Source organism: Paracoccaceae bacterium (assembly GCA_019454225.1).
Taxonomy (GTDB): Bacteria; Pseudomonadota; Alphaproteobacteria; order Rhodobacterales; family Rhodobacteraceae.
On the sequence record CP075370.1, the window covers coordinates 1,435,013 to 1,453,050 of the forward strand.

The 18,038-nt window shown below is 70.1% G+C and carries 15 protein-coding genes and 1 tRNA gene; 10 read left to right on the forward strand and 6 right to left on the reverse strand.

Annotation, left to right across the window (positions count from 1 at the left end):
• Window positions 1-712 precede the first annotated feature (712 nt).
• A complete protein-coding gene (carB, locus tag KF887_06770) occupies window positions 713-4,042 on the reverse strand; it encodes a carbamoyl-phosphate synthase large subunit (protein ID QYK42802.1) in 3,330 nt (1,109 codons plus the stop codon).
• A gap of 181 nt (window positions 4,043-4,223) precedes the next feature.
• Between carB and KF887_06775 the strand changes: the two genes are divergently transcribed.
• From KF887_06775 to KF887_06805, 7 genes are all read left to right on the forward strand, one after another.
• The gene (locus KF887_06775) at window positions 4,224-4,883 is read left to right on the forward strand and encodes a CPBP family intramembrane metalloprotease (protein QYK42803.1); all 660 of its coding nucleotides are present in this window, start codon (window positions 4,224-4,226) and stop codon (window positions 4,881-4,883) included.
• A 75-nt stretch (window positions 4,884-4,958) separates the two neighbouring features.
• The gene (locus tag KF887_06780) at window positions 4,959-6,062 is read left to right on the forward strand and encodes an aminodeoxychorismate synthase component I (GenBank protein ID QYK42804.1); all 1,104 of its coding nucleotides are present in this window, start codon (window positions 4,959-4,961) and stop codon (window positions 6,060-6,062) included.
• Between the two features lie 29 nt (window positions 6,063-6,091).
• Window positions 6,092-6,676: an aminotransferase class IV gene (locus tag KF887_06785; GenBank protein QYK43469.1), complete on the forward strand. Its 585-nt coding sequence runs from the start codon at window positions 6,092-6,094 to the stop codon at window positions 6,674-6,676.
• A 69-nt stretch (window positions 6,677-6,745) separates the two neighbouring features.
• Entirely contained in the window at window positions 6,746-7,513 is a 768-nt protein-coding gene (locus tag KF887_06790; protein QYK42805.1) for a LamB/YcsF family protein, read from the forward strand.
• Window positions 7,510-8,220: an allophanate hydrolase subunit 1 gene (locus tag KF887_06795; GenBank protein ID QYK42806.1), complete on the forward strand. Its 711-nt coding sequence runs from the start codon at window positions 7,510-7,512 to the stop codon at window positions 8,218-8,220. Before KF887_06790 ends, KF887_06795 begins: the two co-directional genes overlap by 4 nt.
• Window positions 8,221-8,234: 14 nt before the next feature.
• Window positions 8,235-9,218, forward strand: coding sequence for a biotin-dependent carboxyltransferase family protein (locus KF887_06800; GenBank protein QYK43470.1), 984 nt, complete (start codon window positions 8,235-8,237; stop codon window positions 9,216-9,218).
• Between the two features lie 39 nt (window positions 9,219-9,257).
• Window positions 9,258-10,331, forward strand: a complete 1,074-nt coding sequence (locus KF887_06805; GenBank protein QYK42807.1) for an AFG1 family ATPase — start codon at window positions 9,258-9,260, stop codon at window positions 10,329-10,331.
• 17 nt (window positions 10,332-10,348) lie between these two features.
• Here KF887_06805 and serB read toward each other — a convergent pair whose 3' ends face one another.
• On the reverse strand, window positions 10,349-11,224 hold the full coding sequence (serB, locus tag KF887_06810; GenBank protein ID QYK42808.1) for a phosphoserine phosphatase SerB: 876 nt from the start codon (window positions 11,222-11,224) through the stop codon (window positions 10,349-10,351).
• Between the two features lie 68 nt (window positions 11,225-11,292).
• Complete coding sequence (locus KF887_06815; protein ID QYK42809.1) at window positions 11,293-12,126, reverse strand: c-type cytochrome; 834 nt, start codon at window positions 12,124-12,126, stop codon at window positions 11,293-11,295.
• A gap of 200 nt (window positions 12,127-12,326) precedes the next feature.
• On the opposite strand from KF887_06815, the gene KF887_06820 reads away from it, so the two are divergent.
• The 3 genes from KF887_06820 to KF887_06830 all read left to right on the forward strand — a co-directional run bounded on the left by KF887_06820 (window position 12,327) and on the right by KF887_06830 (window position 16,023).
• A complete protein-coding gene (locus KF887_06820) occupies window positions 12,327-13,484 on the forward strand; it encodes a phosphoserine transaminase (protein ID QYK42810.1) in 1,158 nt (385 codons plus the stop codon).
• Window positions 13,485-13,605: 121 nt separating this feature from the next.
• A complete protein-coding gene (serA, locus tag KF887_06825) occupies window positions 13,606-15,216 on the forward strand; it encodes a phosphoglycerate dehydrogenase (GenBank protein QYK42811.1) in 1,611 nt (536 codons plus the stop codon).
• A 78-nt stretch (window positions 15,217-15,294) separates the two neighbouring features.
• On the forward strand, window positions 15,295-16,023 hold the full coding sequence (locus KF887_06830) for a serine/threonine protein phosphatase (GenBank protein ID QYK42812.1): 729 nt from the start codon (window positions 15,295-15,297) through the stop codon (window positions 16,021-16,023).
• A 4-nt stretch (window positions 16,024-16,027) separates the two neighbouring features.
• Here the strand turns inward: KF887_06830 and KF887_06835 are convergent, their stop codons facing one another.
• The 3 genes from KF887_06835 to KF887_06845 form a co-directional block, all read right to left on the reverse strand.
• Window positions 16,028-17,086 (reverse strand): Gfo/Idh/MocA family oxidoreductase, encoded by a 1,059-nt coding sequence (locus KF887_06835; protein ID QYK42813.1) that lies wholly within the window; start codon window positions 17,084-17,086, stop codon window positions 16,028-16,030.
• Between the two features lies 1 nt (window position 17,087).
• Window positions 17,088-17,873, reverse strand: coding sequence for a ThuA domain-containing protein (locus KF887_06840; protein QYK42814.1), 786 nt, complete (start codon window positions 17,871-17,873; stop codon window positions 17,088-17,090).
• A gap of 87 nt (window positions 17,874-17,960) precedes the next feature.
• Window positions 17,961-18,036 (reverse strand) — tRNA-Arg (locus KF887_06845).
• Window positions 18,037-18,038 lie beyond the last annotated feature (2 nt).

Here is an 18,038-nt window from a genome sequence, read left to right on the forward strand (position 1 = left end):
GGTTGGGCCAGAACCTATCTCGAACTGGATTAGGTGGAGGGGGCAACGTCAAAGCGGCCCCAAGCTTGGAATCTTGGCGTCCTCAATTTCCTTGATTTACCCCGTGAGTCGCCCTTACGTTTCAGCGAGATGCGCGCACGAGGTGACTGGCTTTGTGGACAATGAGCAGCAAGAAATTCTACCTTAGCCTTTTCATTCTTCTGTTGGCCTCCTGTATGCCAACGACAGATAACTATGTATTCAAGAGTGGCGCGTCGGTCGCTCGGACCGACAATGATTACTTCGAATGCGAGTTGGCAGCGGCACAAAGTGTTCCTCAGGACACGCGAATTGGTGTAACGCCAACCTACGTTACACCAACGCAGACGAACTGCTACAAAATTGGCTACTCTGTTCAATGCAATACAACAGGCGGGCAGGTTTATGGTGGGACTGCGTATTCCTACGACGCGAATTCTGACTTGCGGGCAAGTTTCTTCGCAAGATGTCTGGCGCGCCGCGGGTACAGTGTGACCGAGCTGCCCAAATGCGACCTTTCGAAAGTGCCGCCGTCAATTCTGGCGACACTAAGCGGCAAACAGAGGGCACCGAGGGCGGATGCCTGCTATGTGCCTGTGACGGAACGCGCGGGCAACGTCGTTTATGCATCCGAGTTGCTGAAGTAGGGCCCCGCCCACTGCTTTCGCCCCGGCGCGGGCGGCGGGGCCGCGCCTTACCCCTGCAGCGTCCGCACCCCATAGCCCTCGCCGCGCGCCTTCATTGCGGCCACGGCGGCAATGCTCGCGGCGGCGGTGGTGAAGTAGGGGATCTTGTCCATCAGGGCGACGCGGCGGATATCCCGCGAGTCCGAGATCGCCTGCGTTCCCTCGGTGGTGTTCATCACAAGGGCGATGTCGTTGTTCTTCAGCCGGTCCACGATGTTCGGGCGGCCCTCGTAGACCTTGGCGACGGCGGTTGCGGGCACGTCATGGGCGGCAAGCCACTGGGTGGTGCCCCGGGTGGCCACGATCTCGAACCCCATGGCCACCAGATCGCGGGCGGCGGCGGCCAGGGCATCGGTCTTGTCCGTGTCCTTGACCGACAGGAACACCCGGCCGCTGTCGGGCAGGTGGGTGCCCGCGCCCATCTGCGCCTTGAGGAAGGCCAGGGCGAAGGTGCGGTCCCAGCCCATCACCTCGCCGGTTGACCGCATTTCCGGCCCCAGCACGGGATCGACGCCGGGGAAGCGCGCGAAGGGCAGCACCGCCTCCTTCACGCTGAACCAGGGGGTCTGCGGATCGGCAAGCGTCAGCGGGTCCATCAGCGGCAGCGGCGTGTCGGGGCCGACGCCCTGGGCATAGGCGGGCCGCATCGGGAAGTTCGACATCGGCTCGCCCGCCATCAGGCGCGCGGCGATGCTGGCGATGGCGCTGTCGGTCGCCTTGGCCACGAAGGGCACGGTGCGGCTGGCGCGGGGGTTCACCTCGAGCACATGGATGACCCCGTCCTTGATCGCGAACTGCACGTTCATCAGGCCCACGACATGCAGCGCCAGGGCCATCTGCACGGTCTGTTCCTTGAGCGCGTCGATCGTGGCGGGCGACAGGGAATGCGGCGGCAGGCAGCAGGCGCTGTCGCCGGAATGCACGCCCGCCTCCTCGATATGTTCCATGATCCCGGCCACATGCACCGTGCGGCCGTCCGACAGGGCATCGACATCGACCTCGATCGCGCCCGAAAGATAGCTGTCGAGCAGCACGGGGTTGTTGCCCGACACCTGCACCGCCTCGCGGATGTAGCGTTCAAGCTGGGCATCGTCGCGGATGATCTCCATCGCGCGGCCGCCGAGAACGAAGGACGGGCGGATGACCAGCGGATAGCCGACCTCGGCCGCGACGCGGAAGGCCTCGTCGCGCGAACGGGCGGTGCCGTTGACCGGCTGCTTCAGCCCCAGGTCGTTCAGCAGCTTCTGGAACCGCTCGCGGTCCTCGGCCAGGTCGATGGCGTCGGGGGTGGTGCCGAGGATCGGGATCCCCTCGGCATGCAGCGCGTTGGCCAGTTTCAGCGGCGTCTGGCCGCCGAACTGCACGATCACGCCATGAAGCGTGCCGTTGTCCTGTTCGACCCGCAGGATTTCCAGGACGTGTTCCAGCGTCAGCGGCTCGAAATACAGGCGGTCCGAGGTGTCATAGTCGGTCGAGACGGTCTCGGGGTTGCAGTTGACCATGATCGTCTCGTAGCCCGCCGCCGTCAGCGCATAGCAGGCATGGCAGCAGCAATAGTCGAACTCGATCCCCTGGCCGATGCGGTTGGGTCCACCGCCGAGGATGACGATCTTCTTCGCCGCCGTGGGGCGGGATTCGCATTCCACATCGCCCATCACCGGCATCTCGTAGGTGGAATACATGTAGGGCGTCTGCGCCTCGAACTCGGCGGCGCAGGTGTCGATGCGCTTGAACACGGCGGTGACGCCGAGGTTGCGGCGGGCGCGGCGGACCTGCGCCTCGTCGCGGCCGGTCAGCCTGGCAAGCCGGGCATCGGTGAAGCCCATGGTCTTGAGCCGGCGCAGCCCCTCGGCGGTGACGGGCAGGCCCGCCTGGCGGACCTGCCTCTCGGTGTCGATGATCTCGCGGATGCGGGCGAGGAACCAGGGATCGAAGGCGGTGGCCTGGTGGATGTCGTCGTCGGTCAGGCCGTGGCGCATCGCCTGGGCGGTGACGCGCAGGCGGTCCGGGGTGGCGAGGCTCAGCGCCTTGAGGATCGAGGCGCGGTCGGGGGCACCGGGAATGGCGATCTCGTCAAAGCCGGTCAGCCCGGTTTCCAGCCCGGCAAGCGCCTTCTGCACGGATTCGTGGAAGGTGCGGCCGATCGCCATGACCTCGCCTACCGATTTCATCGCCGTGGTCAGGTTGGGTTCTGCCCCGGGGAACTTCTCGAAGGCGAAGCGCGGGATCTTGGTCACCACATAGTCGATCGAGGGCTCGAAGGACGCGGGCGTGATGCGGGTGATGTCGTTGTCCAGCTCGTCCAGCGTGTAGCCGACGGCGAGTTTCGCGGCGATCTTGGCGATCGGGAAGCCGGTGGCCTTGGACGCCAGGGCCGATGACCGGCTGACCCGCGGGTTCATCTCGATCACCACCATGCGGCCGTCCGCCGGGTTGATCGCCCATTGCACGTTGGAGCCGCCGGTTTCCACCCCGATCTCGCGCAGCACGGCGATGGAGCCGTTGCGCATGATCTGGTATTCCTTGTCGGTCAGGGTCAGCGCCGGGGCCACGGTGATGCTGTCGCCGGTGTGGACGCCCATCGGGTCGACGTTCTCGATCGAACAGACGATGATCGCGTTGTCGGCGGTGTCGCGCACCACCTCCATCTCGAATTCCTTCCAGCCCAGAAGGGATTCGTCGATCAGCACCTGCGCCGCCGGGCTGGCTTCGAGCCCCGAGCGCACGATGGCCTCATAGTCGTCGCGGTTGTAGGCGACGCCGCCGCCGGTGCCGCCAAGGGTAAAGGCGGGGCGGATGATGGCAGGCAGGCCCACGACCTCGATCGCGGCCATGGCCTGCGCGACCCCGGCGGCAATGTCGAACTTGCCGTTCGGCAGCTTCGGCGCGGCCACGATGGTGGCACGCGGGTTTTCCAGCCCGATCCGGTCCATCGCCTCGCGGAACAGCTTGCGGTCCTCGGCCATCTCGATGGCCTTGCGCTTGGCCCCGATCAGTTCCACGCGGAAGCGGTCGAGCACGCCCATGTCGGCGAGCGCCAGCGCGGTGTTCAGGCCGGTCTGCCCGCCCATGGTCGGCAGCAGCGCGTCGGGGCGTTCCTTTTCGATGATCATGGCGACCACCTCGGGGGTGATCGGCTCGATGTAGGTGGCATCGGCCAGACCCGGGTCGGTCATGATCGTGGCGGGGTTCGAGTTCACCAGGATGACCCGGTAGCCTTCCTCGCGCAGGGCCTTGCAGGCCTGGGCGCCGGAGTAGTCGAACTCGCAGGCCTGGCCGATCACGATGGGCCCCGCACCGATGATCATGATCGAGCGGATGTCGGTGCGTTTCGGCATGGGCGGCCCCCGGTTCGGCGTAAATCGACCGCCTTATAGAGGGGCGGCAGGGGGGCGCAAGCGGTTTCGCCCCCCGGGCAGGCCGGTGCGGCCGGGGGCCAAAATTTTCGCGCACCCCCACGGATTCCTTCGCATGAGCGCATCGGTGCCCTATGTCGCGACCAGCACGAAGGAGAGGCCGATGACAGGGATCGTGATCGCGGAACCGGAGCGCCGGATGCGGCTGCGGGTGGAATTCATCCTGTTCTTCCTGGCCGTGCCGCTGGGCATCGCCCTGTTCCTGCCGCCCTCGGCGATGTTCACGGCGCTGTTCGCGGCAACCGCCGTGGGGATCGGCCTGCTGCACCTGACGCCCGGCTTCCGCTGGGGCGAACTGGCGCGCGGGCGGGTGGACTGGCCCGCGGTGGCGGCCTTCGCCGCGGTGACACTGGTGACGGCCCTTGCGGTGTCCTGGGTTACCACGGGGGGGCGGCCGCTGGCCTTTGCCAGCATGAACCCGGGGCTTCTGGTGATGATCCTGTGTCTTTATCCGTTCCTGTCGGCATTGCCGCAGGAACTGGTGTTCCGCCCGCTGTTCTTTCGCCGCTACGGCGCCGTGCTGCCGGGCGGCGGGGCGGCGGCCGTTCTGAATGCGGCGGTGTTCTCGTTCGCGCATCTGATGTACTGGTCGTGGATCGTGGCGGCGATGACCTTTTTCGGCGGGCTGGCCTTTGCCTGGGCCTATGCGCAGCGCGGGTCCTTCGTCATGGCGGTGGTGATGCACGCGGTTGCCGGACAGATCGTGTTCGCGCTCGGCCTGGGGATGTTCTTCTACTCCGGCAATGTCGATCGCCCGTTCTAGGGTGTCGCCTGCGCCGCTTGCCGGGCGGGCGGGGGCGTGCCAGATGCGCGGCAGGGCAGGCGGAGGGCGGCGGGCGTGATCCTTCTGGAGGCAGGGCCGGGCGGCAGGCCGGTGGCATTCCGGCACCCGCGCGAGGTGATCCTGGCATGGGACCCGGCCGAGGTGCGGCCCGCCCTGGCGCGGCTGGATGCGGCGCGCGGCGCCGGGGGCTGGATCGCGGGCTACCTGGCCTATGAGGCGGGTCATGCACTGGAGCCGCGCCTGACGCCGCTGATGCCGCCGGGGCGGCAGGGGCCGCTGCTGGCCTTCGGGGTCCATGACGGGCCCGAAGAGGCCGCGATGCCCGGCGGTGCGGTGCGGCTGACGGCGGCCGAGCCGATGATCACGCGGGCCGGCTATGGCCGCGCCTTCGCCCGGGTGATGGACTGGATCGCGGCGGGCGACTGCTATCAGGCGAACCTGACCTTTCCCATGGCCGCGCGTGTCGACGGGGGCGCGGCGGCGCTGTATGGCGCGCTGTCTGCACGGGGCCGCGCGGGGTTTGGCGGGCTGATCGACCTTGGCATCGGCCCGGCGGTGGTGTCGCGTTCGCCCGAACTGTTCTTCGCGGTCGAGCGCGACAGGCTGCGTGCCCGGCCGATGAAGGGCACCGCGCCCCGGTCGCCCGATCCTGCCGAGGATCGCCGCCTGTCCGCCGAACTGTCGCAAAGCGGCAAGGCGCAGGCCGAGAACCTGATGATCGTCGATCTGCTGCGCAACGACATCGCGCGCCTGTCGCGCGTCGGGTCGGTGCGGGTGCCCGAACTGTTCGCCGTCGAGGCGTTCCCCACGGTGCACCAGATGTCATCGACCGTGACGGGGCTGCTGGCGGGGGCGCCGGGGATCGCGGGGCTGATGGCGGCGCTGTTCCCCTGCGGATCGGTGACCGGCGCGCCGAAGATCCGCGCGATGGAGATCATCCGCGCGGTCGAGCCGCATCCGCGCGGCGCCTATTGCGGGGCCTTCGGATGGATGGCGCCGGATGGCGATGCGGTCTTTTCGGTCGCGATCCGCACCATCAGCCTGTGGCCCGACGGGCGGGCCGAATTCGGCGTGGGCGGTGGCGTGGTGGCCGATTCGACCGAGGCCGGAGAATGGGAGGAGGCGCTGTGGAAGGCCCGTTTCGCCGCGCCGATCTGACCGCGCCCGACCTGCGGCTGATCGAGACGATGCTGTGGGACGGCGCGGCCTTTCCCCGGATCGCGGGGCACATGGCGCGGCTTGCCGGGTCCGCCCGGGCCTTTGGCTGGCCCTGTGACCGGAGCGCCGTGGCGGCGGCGCTGCGCGATGCCGTCGCCCCGGGCGTCGCGCGCCGGGTGCGGCTGACGCTGGGGGCGGATGGCGCCGTGGCGGTCGTGGCGACCGACCTGCCGGCCTCGCCGGCCGTCTGGCGCCTCGGCCTGGCCGAGGCGCGGCTGTCGTCGGGCGATCCCTGGCTGGCGGTCAAGTCGACCCGCCGCGCGGCCTATGATGCGGCGCGCGCCGCGCTGCCCGCCGGATGCGACGAGGTGGCATTCCTGAACGAGCGGGGCGAGGTCTGCGACGGCACCATCACCACGGTGTTCTTCGACCTTGGCCGGGGCCTCAGCACCCCGCCCCGCGCCTCGGGCCTGCTGCCGGGCGTGCTGCGTGCCGGGATGCTGGAGGCCGGGCAGTGCCACGAGGCGGTGCTGCGCGCCGCCGACCTGCCGGTGGCCCGCCTGTGGCTGGGCAACGCGCTGCGCGGCCTGATGCCCGCGGTCTGGGCGGGCTAGGCGCCCGCGATCTTGCACTGGCGGGCCGGATCGCCCATGGAGGGGCGATTGTCACCGCGAGGGGCGGCCATGGCACGCATGCTCGACCTGAACGCCGATCTTGGCGAAAGCTACGGACCCTGGCGCATGGGGGACGATGCCGCGCTGCTTGGCATCGTGACGACGGCGAACGTGGCCTGCGGTTTCCACGCGGGCGATCCCGACACGATGGCCGCGACCTTCGCCCTGGCGCGCGACCGGGGCGTCGCCGTGGGGGCGCATCCGGGCTATGACGACCGCGCGGGTTTTGGCCGCCGGATCATCCCGATGGATGCGCAGGGGATGGAGCGGATGGTGGCCTATCAGCTGGGCGCCGCCGCCGCGATCGCGGCGCTGGCCGGGCACCGGATCGGGCATGTCAAGACGCATGGCGCGCTCAGCAACCTGTGCCAGACCGACGCCGGGGCGGCGCGGGCAGTGGCGCGGGCGGTGCGTGCCGTCGATCCGGCGCTTGTCCTGCTGGTGATGCCGGGCACCGCGGCGGAACGCGAGGCCCGCGAGGCCGGGCTTGCCATCGCGCTCGAGGCCTATGCCGACCGCGCCTATGCCGATGACCTGACGCTGGCGCCGCGTGGCCAGCCGGGCGCGGTGCTGCACGATCCCGCCGCCATCGCCGAACGCGCCGCCGACATGGTGGCAACGGGGCAGGTGGCCACGCTGTCGGGGGCCCGCCGCCCGCTGCCCTTCGATTCGCTCTGCCTGCATGGCGACGGCGCCACCGCCGTGGCCGCCGCCCGCGCGGTGCGCGACCGGCTGACGGGCATGGGCGTGACGCTCGCGCCCTTTGTCCGGCCGTGACCGGGCCACTGTTCCGCGACCTGGGCGACACCGCCCTTGCCGTGGAGTTCGGCGAGGCGATCGACCCGGCGGCCGAGGCGCAGGTGCGCGCGCTTGATGCGGCGCTGTCGCGCGCGGCCCTGCCGGGCGTGCTGGAATGGGTGCCGACCTATCGGTCGCTGCTGGTCCATTTCGACCCCGACACGATCCCGGCCGAGCGGCTGGAGGATGCGATCCGCCCGCTGCTGACAGCGGGCACCGAGGCCCCGGCCGGGCGGCTCTGGTGCGCGCCCGCCTGCTATGATCCGGCCCTGGCCGAGGATATCGGGCAGGCTGCTGCCCTGGCCGGGATCACGCCCGGGCGGCTGGCCGACATCCACGCGGGCCGCGACTGGCGCGTGGCGATGTTCGGATTTGCGCCGGGCTTTGCCTATCTGTCCGGCTGCCCGGCGGAGCTGGCGATCCCGCGCCGCGCGACCCCGCGCCCGCCGGCCCCGCCGGGGTCGCTGATGATCGCGGGGGGGCAGGCGCTGATTGCACCGGTGTCGATGCCGACCGGGTGGTATGTGATCGGGCGCACCCCGCTGGCCACCTTCCGCCCGGGCACCGACGACCCGTTTCCGCTGGCCGTCGGCGACCGTGTGCGGTTCGATCCGGTTCCGGCCGCCGACTATCCCGCGCTTGCCGCGCGGGCGGCGGCGGGCGAATTCCTGGGCCGCCCGGCGTGACCGGCCTTTGCGTCATGGCCGCCGGGCCGGGGGTGACGGTGCAGGATGGCGGGCGGCGCGGCCTGATGCGCCACGGCCTGACCCCGGCCGGGCCGATGGACGCGGCATCGCATGCCCTTGCGAACGCGCTGCTGCACAACCCGCCCGATGCGGCGGCGGTCGAGGTGACGCCGGGCGGGCTGACCCTGCGGGTCGAGGGCGGCCCGGTCACGCTGGCGGTCGTGGGCGGCGCCTTCGACATCCGGGTGGACGGGCGTGCCGTGGGCCCGGCCCTGCGCCTGACGCTGCATCCGGGGCAGGTGATGGCGATGCGCGCGGGCGCGGCGGGCGCCTTTGCGACGCTGGCGGTTGCGGGGGGCATCGCGGTGCCGCCGGTCCTGGGCAGCCGCGCCACCCATGTCCGTTCCGCCCTCGGGCCGTTCGGCGGGCGTGCCCTGGCACCGGGCGACCGGCTTCCTGCCGGGGTGGCCGACCTGCCCGATCTGCCGGGCCTGCCCGCCCCCGACCATGGTGCCGGTCCGGTCCGGGTGATTCCCGGGCCGCAGGCGCATCGGTTTGCCGCCGATGCGTGCGACCGGCTGGCGGGCACCGAATGGCGGCTGTCGCCCCGGTCCGACCGGATGGCCTATGCGCTCGACGGGGTGCCGCTGGTGCATGCGGCGGGGCATGACATCGTGTCGGATGGCGTGGTGATGGGGGCGATCCAGGTGCCCGGCGACGGACTGCCGCGCATCCTGATGGCCGATCGCCAGACCACCGGCGGCTATCCCAAGATCGCCTGCGTGATCTCGGCCGACCTGCCGCGCCTGGCGCAGACCCGCCCGGGCGAACCCGTCCGCCTTGCGCTGACCGACCGCAGCGGCGCCGCCCGCGCCCGCGCGGACGCGCAGGCGCGCGCTGCCGCCTGGCTGGCCCATGCCCGCGCGCCGCGCCTGACCGCCGAACACCTGCTGTCGCTGAACCTCGTGGGCGGGGCGGTCGATGCCCGCGATCCCTGACCCCTTTCCGGCACGCCCCCGCCCCGCTAGATGCGCACCATGCCCAGTCTGACCGAGATCTACGATGCCCGCGTGGCCCAGGGCACCCTGCGCCCGGACCCGGCACAGCATGGCCTGCTGCCGCGCCTGCAGGATCTTCGCGACTGGATCGAGGCGCAGGGGCCGCGCCGCCACGGCTTTCTTGCCCGGCTGATCAAGGGCCCCGAGGCGCCGCGCGGCCTGTACATCTGGGGGGGTGTGGGGCGCGGCAAGTCGATGCTGATGGACCTGTTCGTGGCCGCGACCGACAGCCCGGCCAAGCGCCGGGTGCATTTCCACGCCTTCATGCAGGAGGTGCATCGCGGCATGCACGCCGCGCGCGCCCGGGGGGTCGAGGACCCGCTCGAACCGGTGGCCGCCGCGCTGATCCGCGACCTGCGGCTGCTGGCCTTCGACGAGATGCAGATCACCGACATCACCGACGCGATGATCGTGGGGCGGCTGTTCCAGAAACTGTTCGACGGCGGGGTCGTGATCGTCACCACGTCGAACCGCCCGCCCGAGGACCTGTACAAGGACGGGCTGAACCGCAACCTGTTCCTGCCCTTCATCGCCATGCTGCGCGAGCGGCTGGAGGTGGCGGAACTGGAAAGCCCGACCGACTATCGCCAGCACCGTCTGGCGGGCGCGCAGGTCTATTTCCATCCGGCGGGCAAGGCGCGGGCGGCGATGGCCTCGATCTGGTCAGACTTGACCGGCGGCGCGCCGGGCGAACCGCTGGTGCTGGCGGTGAACGGCCGACAGGTGGAACTGTCGCGGGTGGCCAGTGGCGTGGCCCGGGCGACCTTCTGGGAACTCTGCGCCCGCCCGCTGGGACCGGCCGACTATCTGGCCATCGCGGGGGCCGTGCGCGTGCTGATGCTCGAGGACATCCCGCAACTGTCCGCCGCGAACTACAACGAGGCCAAGCGCTTCGTCACGCTGATCGACGCGCTCTACGAGGCGCGGGTCAAGCTGATCGCAAGCGCCGCCGACGAGCCCGAGCGGCTGTATATCGAGGGCGCGGGCGCCTTCGAGTTCGAGCGCACCGCCAGCCGCCTGCGCGAGATGCAGGCCGCCGACTGGGGCGCCTGAGGGGCCGGGCGCCGCGGTCAGCCGGCGAAGTCGGTCACGGCATAGCCCTGCAGGTACAGCAGCGCGGTCAGGTCGCCGTGGTTCACCCGCAGGTCAACCTGCGCCGCCACCGCGGGCTTTGCGTGCAGCGCCACGCCCATTCCCGCAAGCCCCAGCATCCCCAGGTCGTTCGCCCCGTCGCCCACCGCCACCGCCTCGGCGGGCGAGATGCCCATCGCCGCGGTGATCTCGTGCAGCGCCGCGACCTTGGCCGCGCGCCCCAGGATCGGCTCGGCCACCGTGCCGGTCAGCCGCCCGTCGGCGACGTGCAGCAGGTTCGCGCGATGCTCGTCGAAACCCAGCACCCCGGCCACCCGCCCGGTAAAGGCGGTGAACCCCCCCGATACCAGCGCCGCCCGCGCCCCGTGCGCCTTCATCGTGGCCACCAGCACCGCCCCCCCCGGCATCATCGTGATGCGGTCGCGGAACACCCGGTCGATCACGGCCTCGGGCAGCCCGCGCAGCAGCGCCACGCGCTCGCGCAGCGCGCCCTCGAACTCCAGCTCGCCGTTCATCGCCCGCGCGGTGATCGCGGCCACATGCGCGCCCACCCCGGCCTCGTCGGCCAGTTCGTCGATGCACTCCTGCCGGATCATCGTCGAATCCATGTCGGCCAGCAGCAGCCGCTTGCGCCGCCCCGCCGCGGCCTGCACCGCCAGGTCGATTTCCAGGTCCTGCAACCCGGACCAGGCGTCCCAGCGGTTCCCGGGTATCGCGGGCAGGTCGAACTCGGCCGCCACCCCCGGGTTCAGCCAGCGGGCCGCGCCGCCGCCCCAGGCATTCCGCAGGCTTTCGACGGTCGCGCGCGACAGGTCGGCGCGGTCGGGGGCGGCGATCAGCGTGGCGGTGAACATCGGGCCTCCTCGGGGCGCGGGCGTGCGCGGCCTGCGTTAGCCCGCCCCGCGCCCGAGGGCCAGAGGGGTCAGTCCTGATCGGGCAGGGGCGGCAGGCTGCGCAGATACAGGATCACGGCGGCCAGGTCATCGTCGGTGAACCGCGACAGATAGCCATAGGGCATCGGCGGCAGCATCGGCACCCCGCCCGGGCGCATGCCCCGGGCGATCATGTCGGCCAGTTCGGCATCGGAATATCCGGCCAGCCCGTCGGCATGGCCCGTCAGGTTCGACGCGACCGAGGTGCCCCAGGGCCCGTGAAACGCGAACCCCCCCGCGCCAAGCCGCGTGTCCAGCATCGGACCCTGCGGTCCCATCGGGGTGTGGCATTCCATGCAATGCGACACCGGCCCCGCGAGATAGGCGCCGTACTCGGCCGTCACACCGCGCGGCACATCGGCGACCGCACCCACCGGCGGCCCCCAGGCGGGCAGCAGCGGGATGTTGTAGGTCGAGGCGGGCGTCTCGCCCGGCACGGCGGGCACCGCGCGCAGATAGGCCACCATTGCCGCCACATCCGAATCGCTCAGCCCCCGGTACATCGCAAACGGCATCGGCGGCCCGATCAGCGAGCCGTCCGGGCGGATGCCCTCGCGGATCGCGCGGGCGAACGCGGCATCGCTCCACCCGGCGACCCGGCCGCCCGGCGTGATGTTCGGTGCCCAGGCGGTGAAGGCCGCGCTTTCCTCGACCAGCCGCCCGCCCAGGTCCTTCGACCAGTCCGGCCCCGCCGCCCCGAACGGCGTGTGGCAGTTGCCGCATCCCCCCGGACCCTGCACAAGATATTCGCCGCGTTCCATCGGCGTCTCGGCGGCGGCGGCCCCGGCCGCGACCACGGCAGCCATCACCATTCGCGTGAACATCGCGATGCCCTTTCCTGGTTCCCGACTCGCCGTCCGCGACAAGCCGACGACAGGATCGCAGGACCGGGCCGCCGGTCTGTCGCGCTTCGCGCCCGACATGTCGCATCCCGAACATTCCCGTTGCACGGCGCGCGCGCCACCGCTAAACGCGACGGCGGGACACCCCTCCCCAACGAGGGGCATCTATCTGGAAGGATACCATGTCTGAACTTCAGACCCCGGCCGCGCGCCCGGTCAATCCGCGCTTTTCCTCCGGCCCCTGCGCCAAGATCCCCGGATATTCGCTCGACATGCTGGCCGATGCCCCGCTGGGCCGCAGCCACCGTGCCAGTGTCGGCAAGTCCCGGCTGAAGGCCGCGATCGACCTGACCGCCGAAATCCTGGGCGTGCCCGCCGGATACCGCGTCGGCATCGTGCCCGCATCGGATACCGGCGCCTACGAGATGGCGATGTGGTCGCTGCTGGGCGCACGCCCGGTCGAGGCACTGGCCTGGGAAAGCTTCGGCGAGGGCTGGGTCACCGATGCGGTCAAGCAGCTCAAGGTCGATGCCACGGTGCGCCGGGCCGACTATGGCCGGATCGTCGATCTTGCCGAGGTCGATTTCGACCGTGACGTGCTGTTCACCTGGAACGGCACCACCTCGGGCGTCCGCCTGCCGAACGGCGACGCGATCCCGGCTGACCGCAAGGGCCTGACGCTCTGCGATGCGACCTCGGCGGCCTTCGCCATGGACCTGCCCTGGGACAAGCTCGACGTCACCACCTTCTCCTGGCAGAAGGTGCTCGGGGGCGAGGGTGCGCATGGCGTCATCATCCTGTCGCCCCGTGCCGTCGAACGGCTGGAGAGCTACACACCCGCCTGGCCGATCCCCAAGATCTTCCGCCTCACCTCGAAGGGCAAGCTGATCGAGGGCATCTTCAAGGGCGAGACCATCAACACCCCGTCCATGCTGGCGGTCGAGGATTACCTCGTGGCGCTGAACTGGGCCAGATCGATCGGCGGACTGCCCGCGCTGATCGCCCGCGCCGAGGCCAATGCCCGCGTGATCCGCGACTTCGTGGCGACCCGCCCGTGGATCGCGAACCTGGCGCAGGACCCCGCCACGGCATCGACCACCAGCGTCTGCCTGACCTTTGCCGACCCCCGCATCGCGGACGGTGCGGCCTTCGCCCAGGCGGTTGCGGCACGGCTGGAAAAGGCGGGCGTGGCGCTTGACATCGGCGCCTATCGCGATGCCCCCCCCGGCCTGCGCATCTGGTGCGGATCGACCGTCGAGACGGCCGATGTCGCCGCCCTGATGCCCTGGATCGACTGGGCCTTCGCGGCCGAGATCGCATCGCAGCCCGTTGCGGCCTAGAGCCCTGCGGCGCGCGCCCTGTCGGTACGGATGCCGGACGCGCGCCATACACCTGCCAGACGCAGAACAGACACCCCCGCGCGCCCTTCGCGCCACCCTTTCCATCGCAAGGAGCCCCGACATGGCCCTCCCGAACACCCCGCCCCGCGTGCTCGTTTCCGACGAGCTTTCCGAAACCGCCGTGCAGATCTTCCGCGACCGCGGGGTCGAGGTCGACTACATGCCGAAGCTCGGCAAGGACAAGGACGCGCTCGCCGCGATCATCGACCGGTATGACGGCCTGGCGATCCGCTCGGCCACCAAGGTGACCGAGAAGCTTCTGGAAAAGGCCAGCAATCTCAAGGTGATCGGCCGCGCGGGCATCGGCGTCGACAACGTCGACATCCCCGCCGCCTCGAAGCGCGGCGTGATCGTGATGAACACGCCCTTCGGCAATTCGGTGACCACGGCGGAACATGCCATCGCCATGATGTTCGCCGTTGCCCGCCAGCTGCCCGAGGCCAACGCCTCGACCCATGCCGGGAAGTGGGAAAAATCTCGCTTCATGGGGGTCGAACTGTTCAACAAGACCCTCGGCGTGATCGGCGCCGGCAACATCGGCGGCATCGTCTGCGACCGGGCGCTCGGCCTGAAGATGAAGGTCGTCGCCTATGACCCCTTCCTGTCCGAGGAACGCGCCAAGGTGCTGGGCGTAACCAAGGTCGAGCTGGACGAACTGCTGGCACGGGCGGATTTCATCACCCTGCATGTGCCCCTGACCGACAAGACGCGCAACATCCTGTCTGCGGAAGCCCTTGGAAAGGCAAAGAAAGGCGTGCGCATCATCAATTGCGCGCGCGGCGGTCTGGTGGACGAGGCCGCATTGGCCGAGGCGCTGAAGACGGGCCATGTCGCGGGTGCGGCCTTTGACGTATTTGCCGTCGAACCCGCCACGGACAGCCCGCTGTTCGGCCTGCCGAACGTGGTGGTGACACCCCATCTCGGCGCCTCGACCACCGAGGCGCAGGAGAATGTGGCGCTCCAGGTTGCCGAACAGATGTCGGACTACCTGCTGACCGGGGCGGTGCAGAACGCGCTGAACATGCCGTCGGTGACCGCCGAGGAAGCGGCGGTCATGGGTCCCTGGATCAAGCTGGCGGGGCATCTGGGCGCCTTCATCGGCCAGATGACGGATGAACCGATCAAGGCACTGAACGTGCTGTATGACGGATCGGTTTCCGCGATGAATCTCAATGCCTTGAACTGCGCGGTTATCGCCGGGGTGATGAAGGCCACGAACCCTGACGTGAACCTGGTGTCCGCCCCGGTGATCGCCCGCGAGCGCGGTATCCAGCTGTCGACCACGCGGCAGGACAAGTCGGGCGCCTTCGACGGCTACATCAAGGTGACCATGGTGACGGACCGGCGGGAACGGTCCATCGCGGGCACCTGCTTCTCGGATGGCAAGCCGCGCTTCATCCAGATCAAGGGCATCAACATCGACGCCGAGGTGGGGGCCCACATGCTCTACACCACCAACGAGGACGTGCCGGGCATCATCGGCCTGCTGGGCATGACCATGGGCAAGAACGGTGTGAACATCGCCAACTTCACGCTGGGCCGGTCGGGGCAGGGGCAGGACGCCATCGCCCTTCTCTACCTCGACCAGCGGATCGACCCCAAGGTGGTGGAAACGCTGGAAGGCACCGGCATGTTCCAGCAGGTCAAGCCGCTGGCCTTCGAGGTGGGCTGACCCCGCGATCCCGGCGCGATCATCCGAAGGGCGCGGCAGGGCCTGGCCCGCCGCGCCCCCTTCGACACAGGAGCCTGCATGCGGACCTATGCGATCGGCGATATCCACGGCCACCTGGACCTGCTGCGCCAGGCGCATGACCTGATCGCGCGGGATGTCGCGCAATACGGGCCCGGGCAGGTCGTGCATGTGGGCGATCTGGTGGACCGGGGACCGGACAGCCAGGGGGTGATCGAATACCTGTCGCGCGGCATCGCGGCGGGGCAGGACTGGGTGGTGCTCAAGGGCAACCACGACCGGATGTTCACCCTGTTCCTCGCGGATGCGCGGGCGCAGGACCCCGGCCTGCGGTCCGATCTGTCATGGCTGCATCCGCGCCTCGGCGGGGCGGCGACGCTGGCGTCCTACGGCGTCGCACATCCAGGGGACCGGCCGGTGGGCGCGGTTCATGCCGATGCCCTGGCCGCCGTGCCCGCGCGGCACACGGATTTCCTGAACGGTCTGCCGACCTGGCATCAGCGCGGTGATGTTCTGTTTGTGCATGCCGGTATTCGCCCAGGCATCGCATTTGCGGATCAGAACGAGACCGATCTGCTGTGGATACGTCGGGATTTTCTGGATGACCCGCGCGACCACGGGGCGCTTGTGGTGCATGGCCACACCGCGCTCGAGACCCCTGCACATTACGGGAACCGTGTGAACATCGATTCCGGTGCGGCCTATGGCGGCCCGCTGACCGCCGTGGTCATCGAAGGGCGCGACGTGTCTGTCCTGACCCGTCAGGGCCGCGTCGCGCTGCGGCCCTGAAAGGTCAGGGCGCCCGCGCGCGGCCGTCGTCGGCCGCCGAGGCCTCGGCGGCGTCGAGCACGCGCTGCAGCACCGCCGCCCGGGCGAAGCCGGGTTCCGCAGGCCCGCCCTCGCGGATCGCGGCGACGAAACGCTGATAGACCGTCGGCACGGGCGGTGCCGGGATGTCGCGCCATCCGGCGGCCGCCAGATCGGTGCCGATGCAGCCGCGCAACCGGCTCTGCCCCCGCTCGAACGCCACCTCGAGCCCGCCCAGATCGCCGAAGATCCGCAGCCGCAGGTCGTTCAGGTGACCGGCCGCCATCCGCGTCGCGGCCACCGTGCCAAGCGCACCGCCTGCCAGCCGCACCTGCATGACCGCGCTGTCGTTGGCATCCAGCCGGTAGCGCCCGATCTGCCCGCCGGGCGCCTTGTCGAAGGTGGCCAGGCGGCAAGAAACCTCGGCCACATCCTCGCCCGCGGCATGGGTGGCAAAGTCGAGGATGTGGATCCCCACATCGCCCAGCACGCCCTTCGACCCGTGCGCGGTGGACAGCCGCCACAGCCACTGGTCCTCGGTCCGCCAGTCGCCCCATGCGGGCTGCAGCAGCCAGCTTTGCAGATAGCTCGCCTCGAGGTGGCGCACCCTGCCGATGGCGCCTGCCGCGATCCGGCCTGCCGCCTCGGCCAGGGCCGGGACGTTGCGGTAGGTCAGGTTGACCATCGCCACCACCCCCGCCCGGGCTGCCGCGCCCGCCATCTCGGCCGCATCGGCGGCGTTCGTGGCCAGCGGCTTTTCGCACAGCACATGCTTGCCCGCCGCCAGCAGCGGAAGCGTGGTCGGATGGTGCGCGGCGTCCGGCGTGACATTGGCGCAGGCATCGAAACCGCCCCAGTCAAGCGCCTCGTCCAGCCGGGCGAAGCCCTGCGGAATGCGATGGTCGGCCCGGAAGGCCGCCAGCCGCTCGGCATTGGTGTCAACCGCCGCCACGAGACTGACGCCAGGGATGGCGGCGAAGGCCTCGGCATGACTTTTCGCCATGCCGCCGCAGCCGAGGATCAGCAGACGCAGCGGCGCGGCCATCTCAGCGCAACCCCGCTTCGCCGTCGCGGTGCAGGCGGGGGCCGCGTTCCACCAGGGGCTCGGGGGCACGGTCGACCGGCACGTTCGGCGCCGCCTGCGGATCGGCCAGCCGCGCAGCCGGGTTGTGCGCCCAATGCGCGGCGTTGCGGATCACCCGCTGCACATGGGCATCATGATAGGTCGGATAGGTTTCGTGCCCGGGCCGGAAATAGAACACGCGCCCCTGGCCGCGACGCCAGGTCAGGCCGGAACGGAACACCTCGCCCCCCTGGAACCAGCTGGCAAAGACCGTTTCCTGCGGCTCGGGAACACCGAAGGGCTCACCGTACATCTCTTCATGCTCCAGCTCGAAATGATCCGGCAGGCCTTCGGCGATCGGGTGACCGCGGGCGGTCAGCCAGACACGCTCGCGCTCGCCCGCTTCGCGCCAGGTCAGGTTGCACGGGGTGCCCATCAGCCGCATGAAGGGCTTGGCGAAATGCGCCGAGTGCAGGAAGATCGCGCCCATCCCCGACCAGACCGCGCGCACCACGCGGTCGGCCACGGCATCGGTCACCTCGCCATGCGCGGCATGGCCCCACCAGACCAGCACGTCGGTCTCGGCCAGCCGCGCCTCGGTCATGCCGTGCTCGGGGTCCTGCAGGGTCGCCGTGGTCGCCCGGATCGCCGGATCAAGGTTCAGCGCGGCCGCGATCGTCGCGTGCATCCCGTCGGGATAGATCGTGGCGACGGTGCGGTTCGTCCGTTCGTGGACGTTCTCGCCCCACACGGTCACGCGGATGGCCATGGTCCGACTCCCTGCTTCCAAAGCGCTTTGGAAGCACCGTAGAACGTCTTGGCGCAGCGTGCAATCGAGATGCGGATGCGGGCGGGGTGGTGACCCCGGCAGGAATCGAACCTGCAACCTATCCCTTAGGAGGGGATCGCTCTATCCGTTGAGCTACGGGGCCTT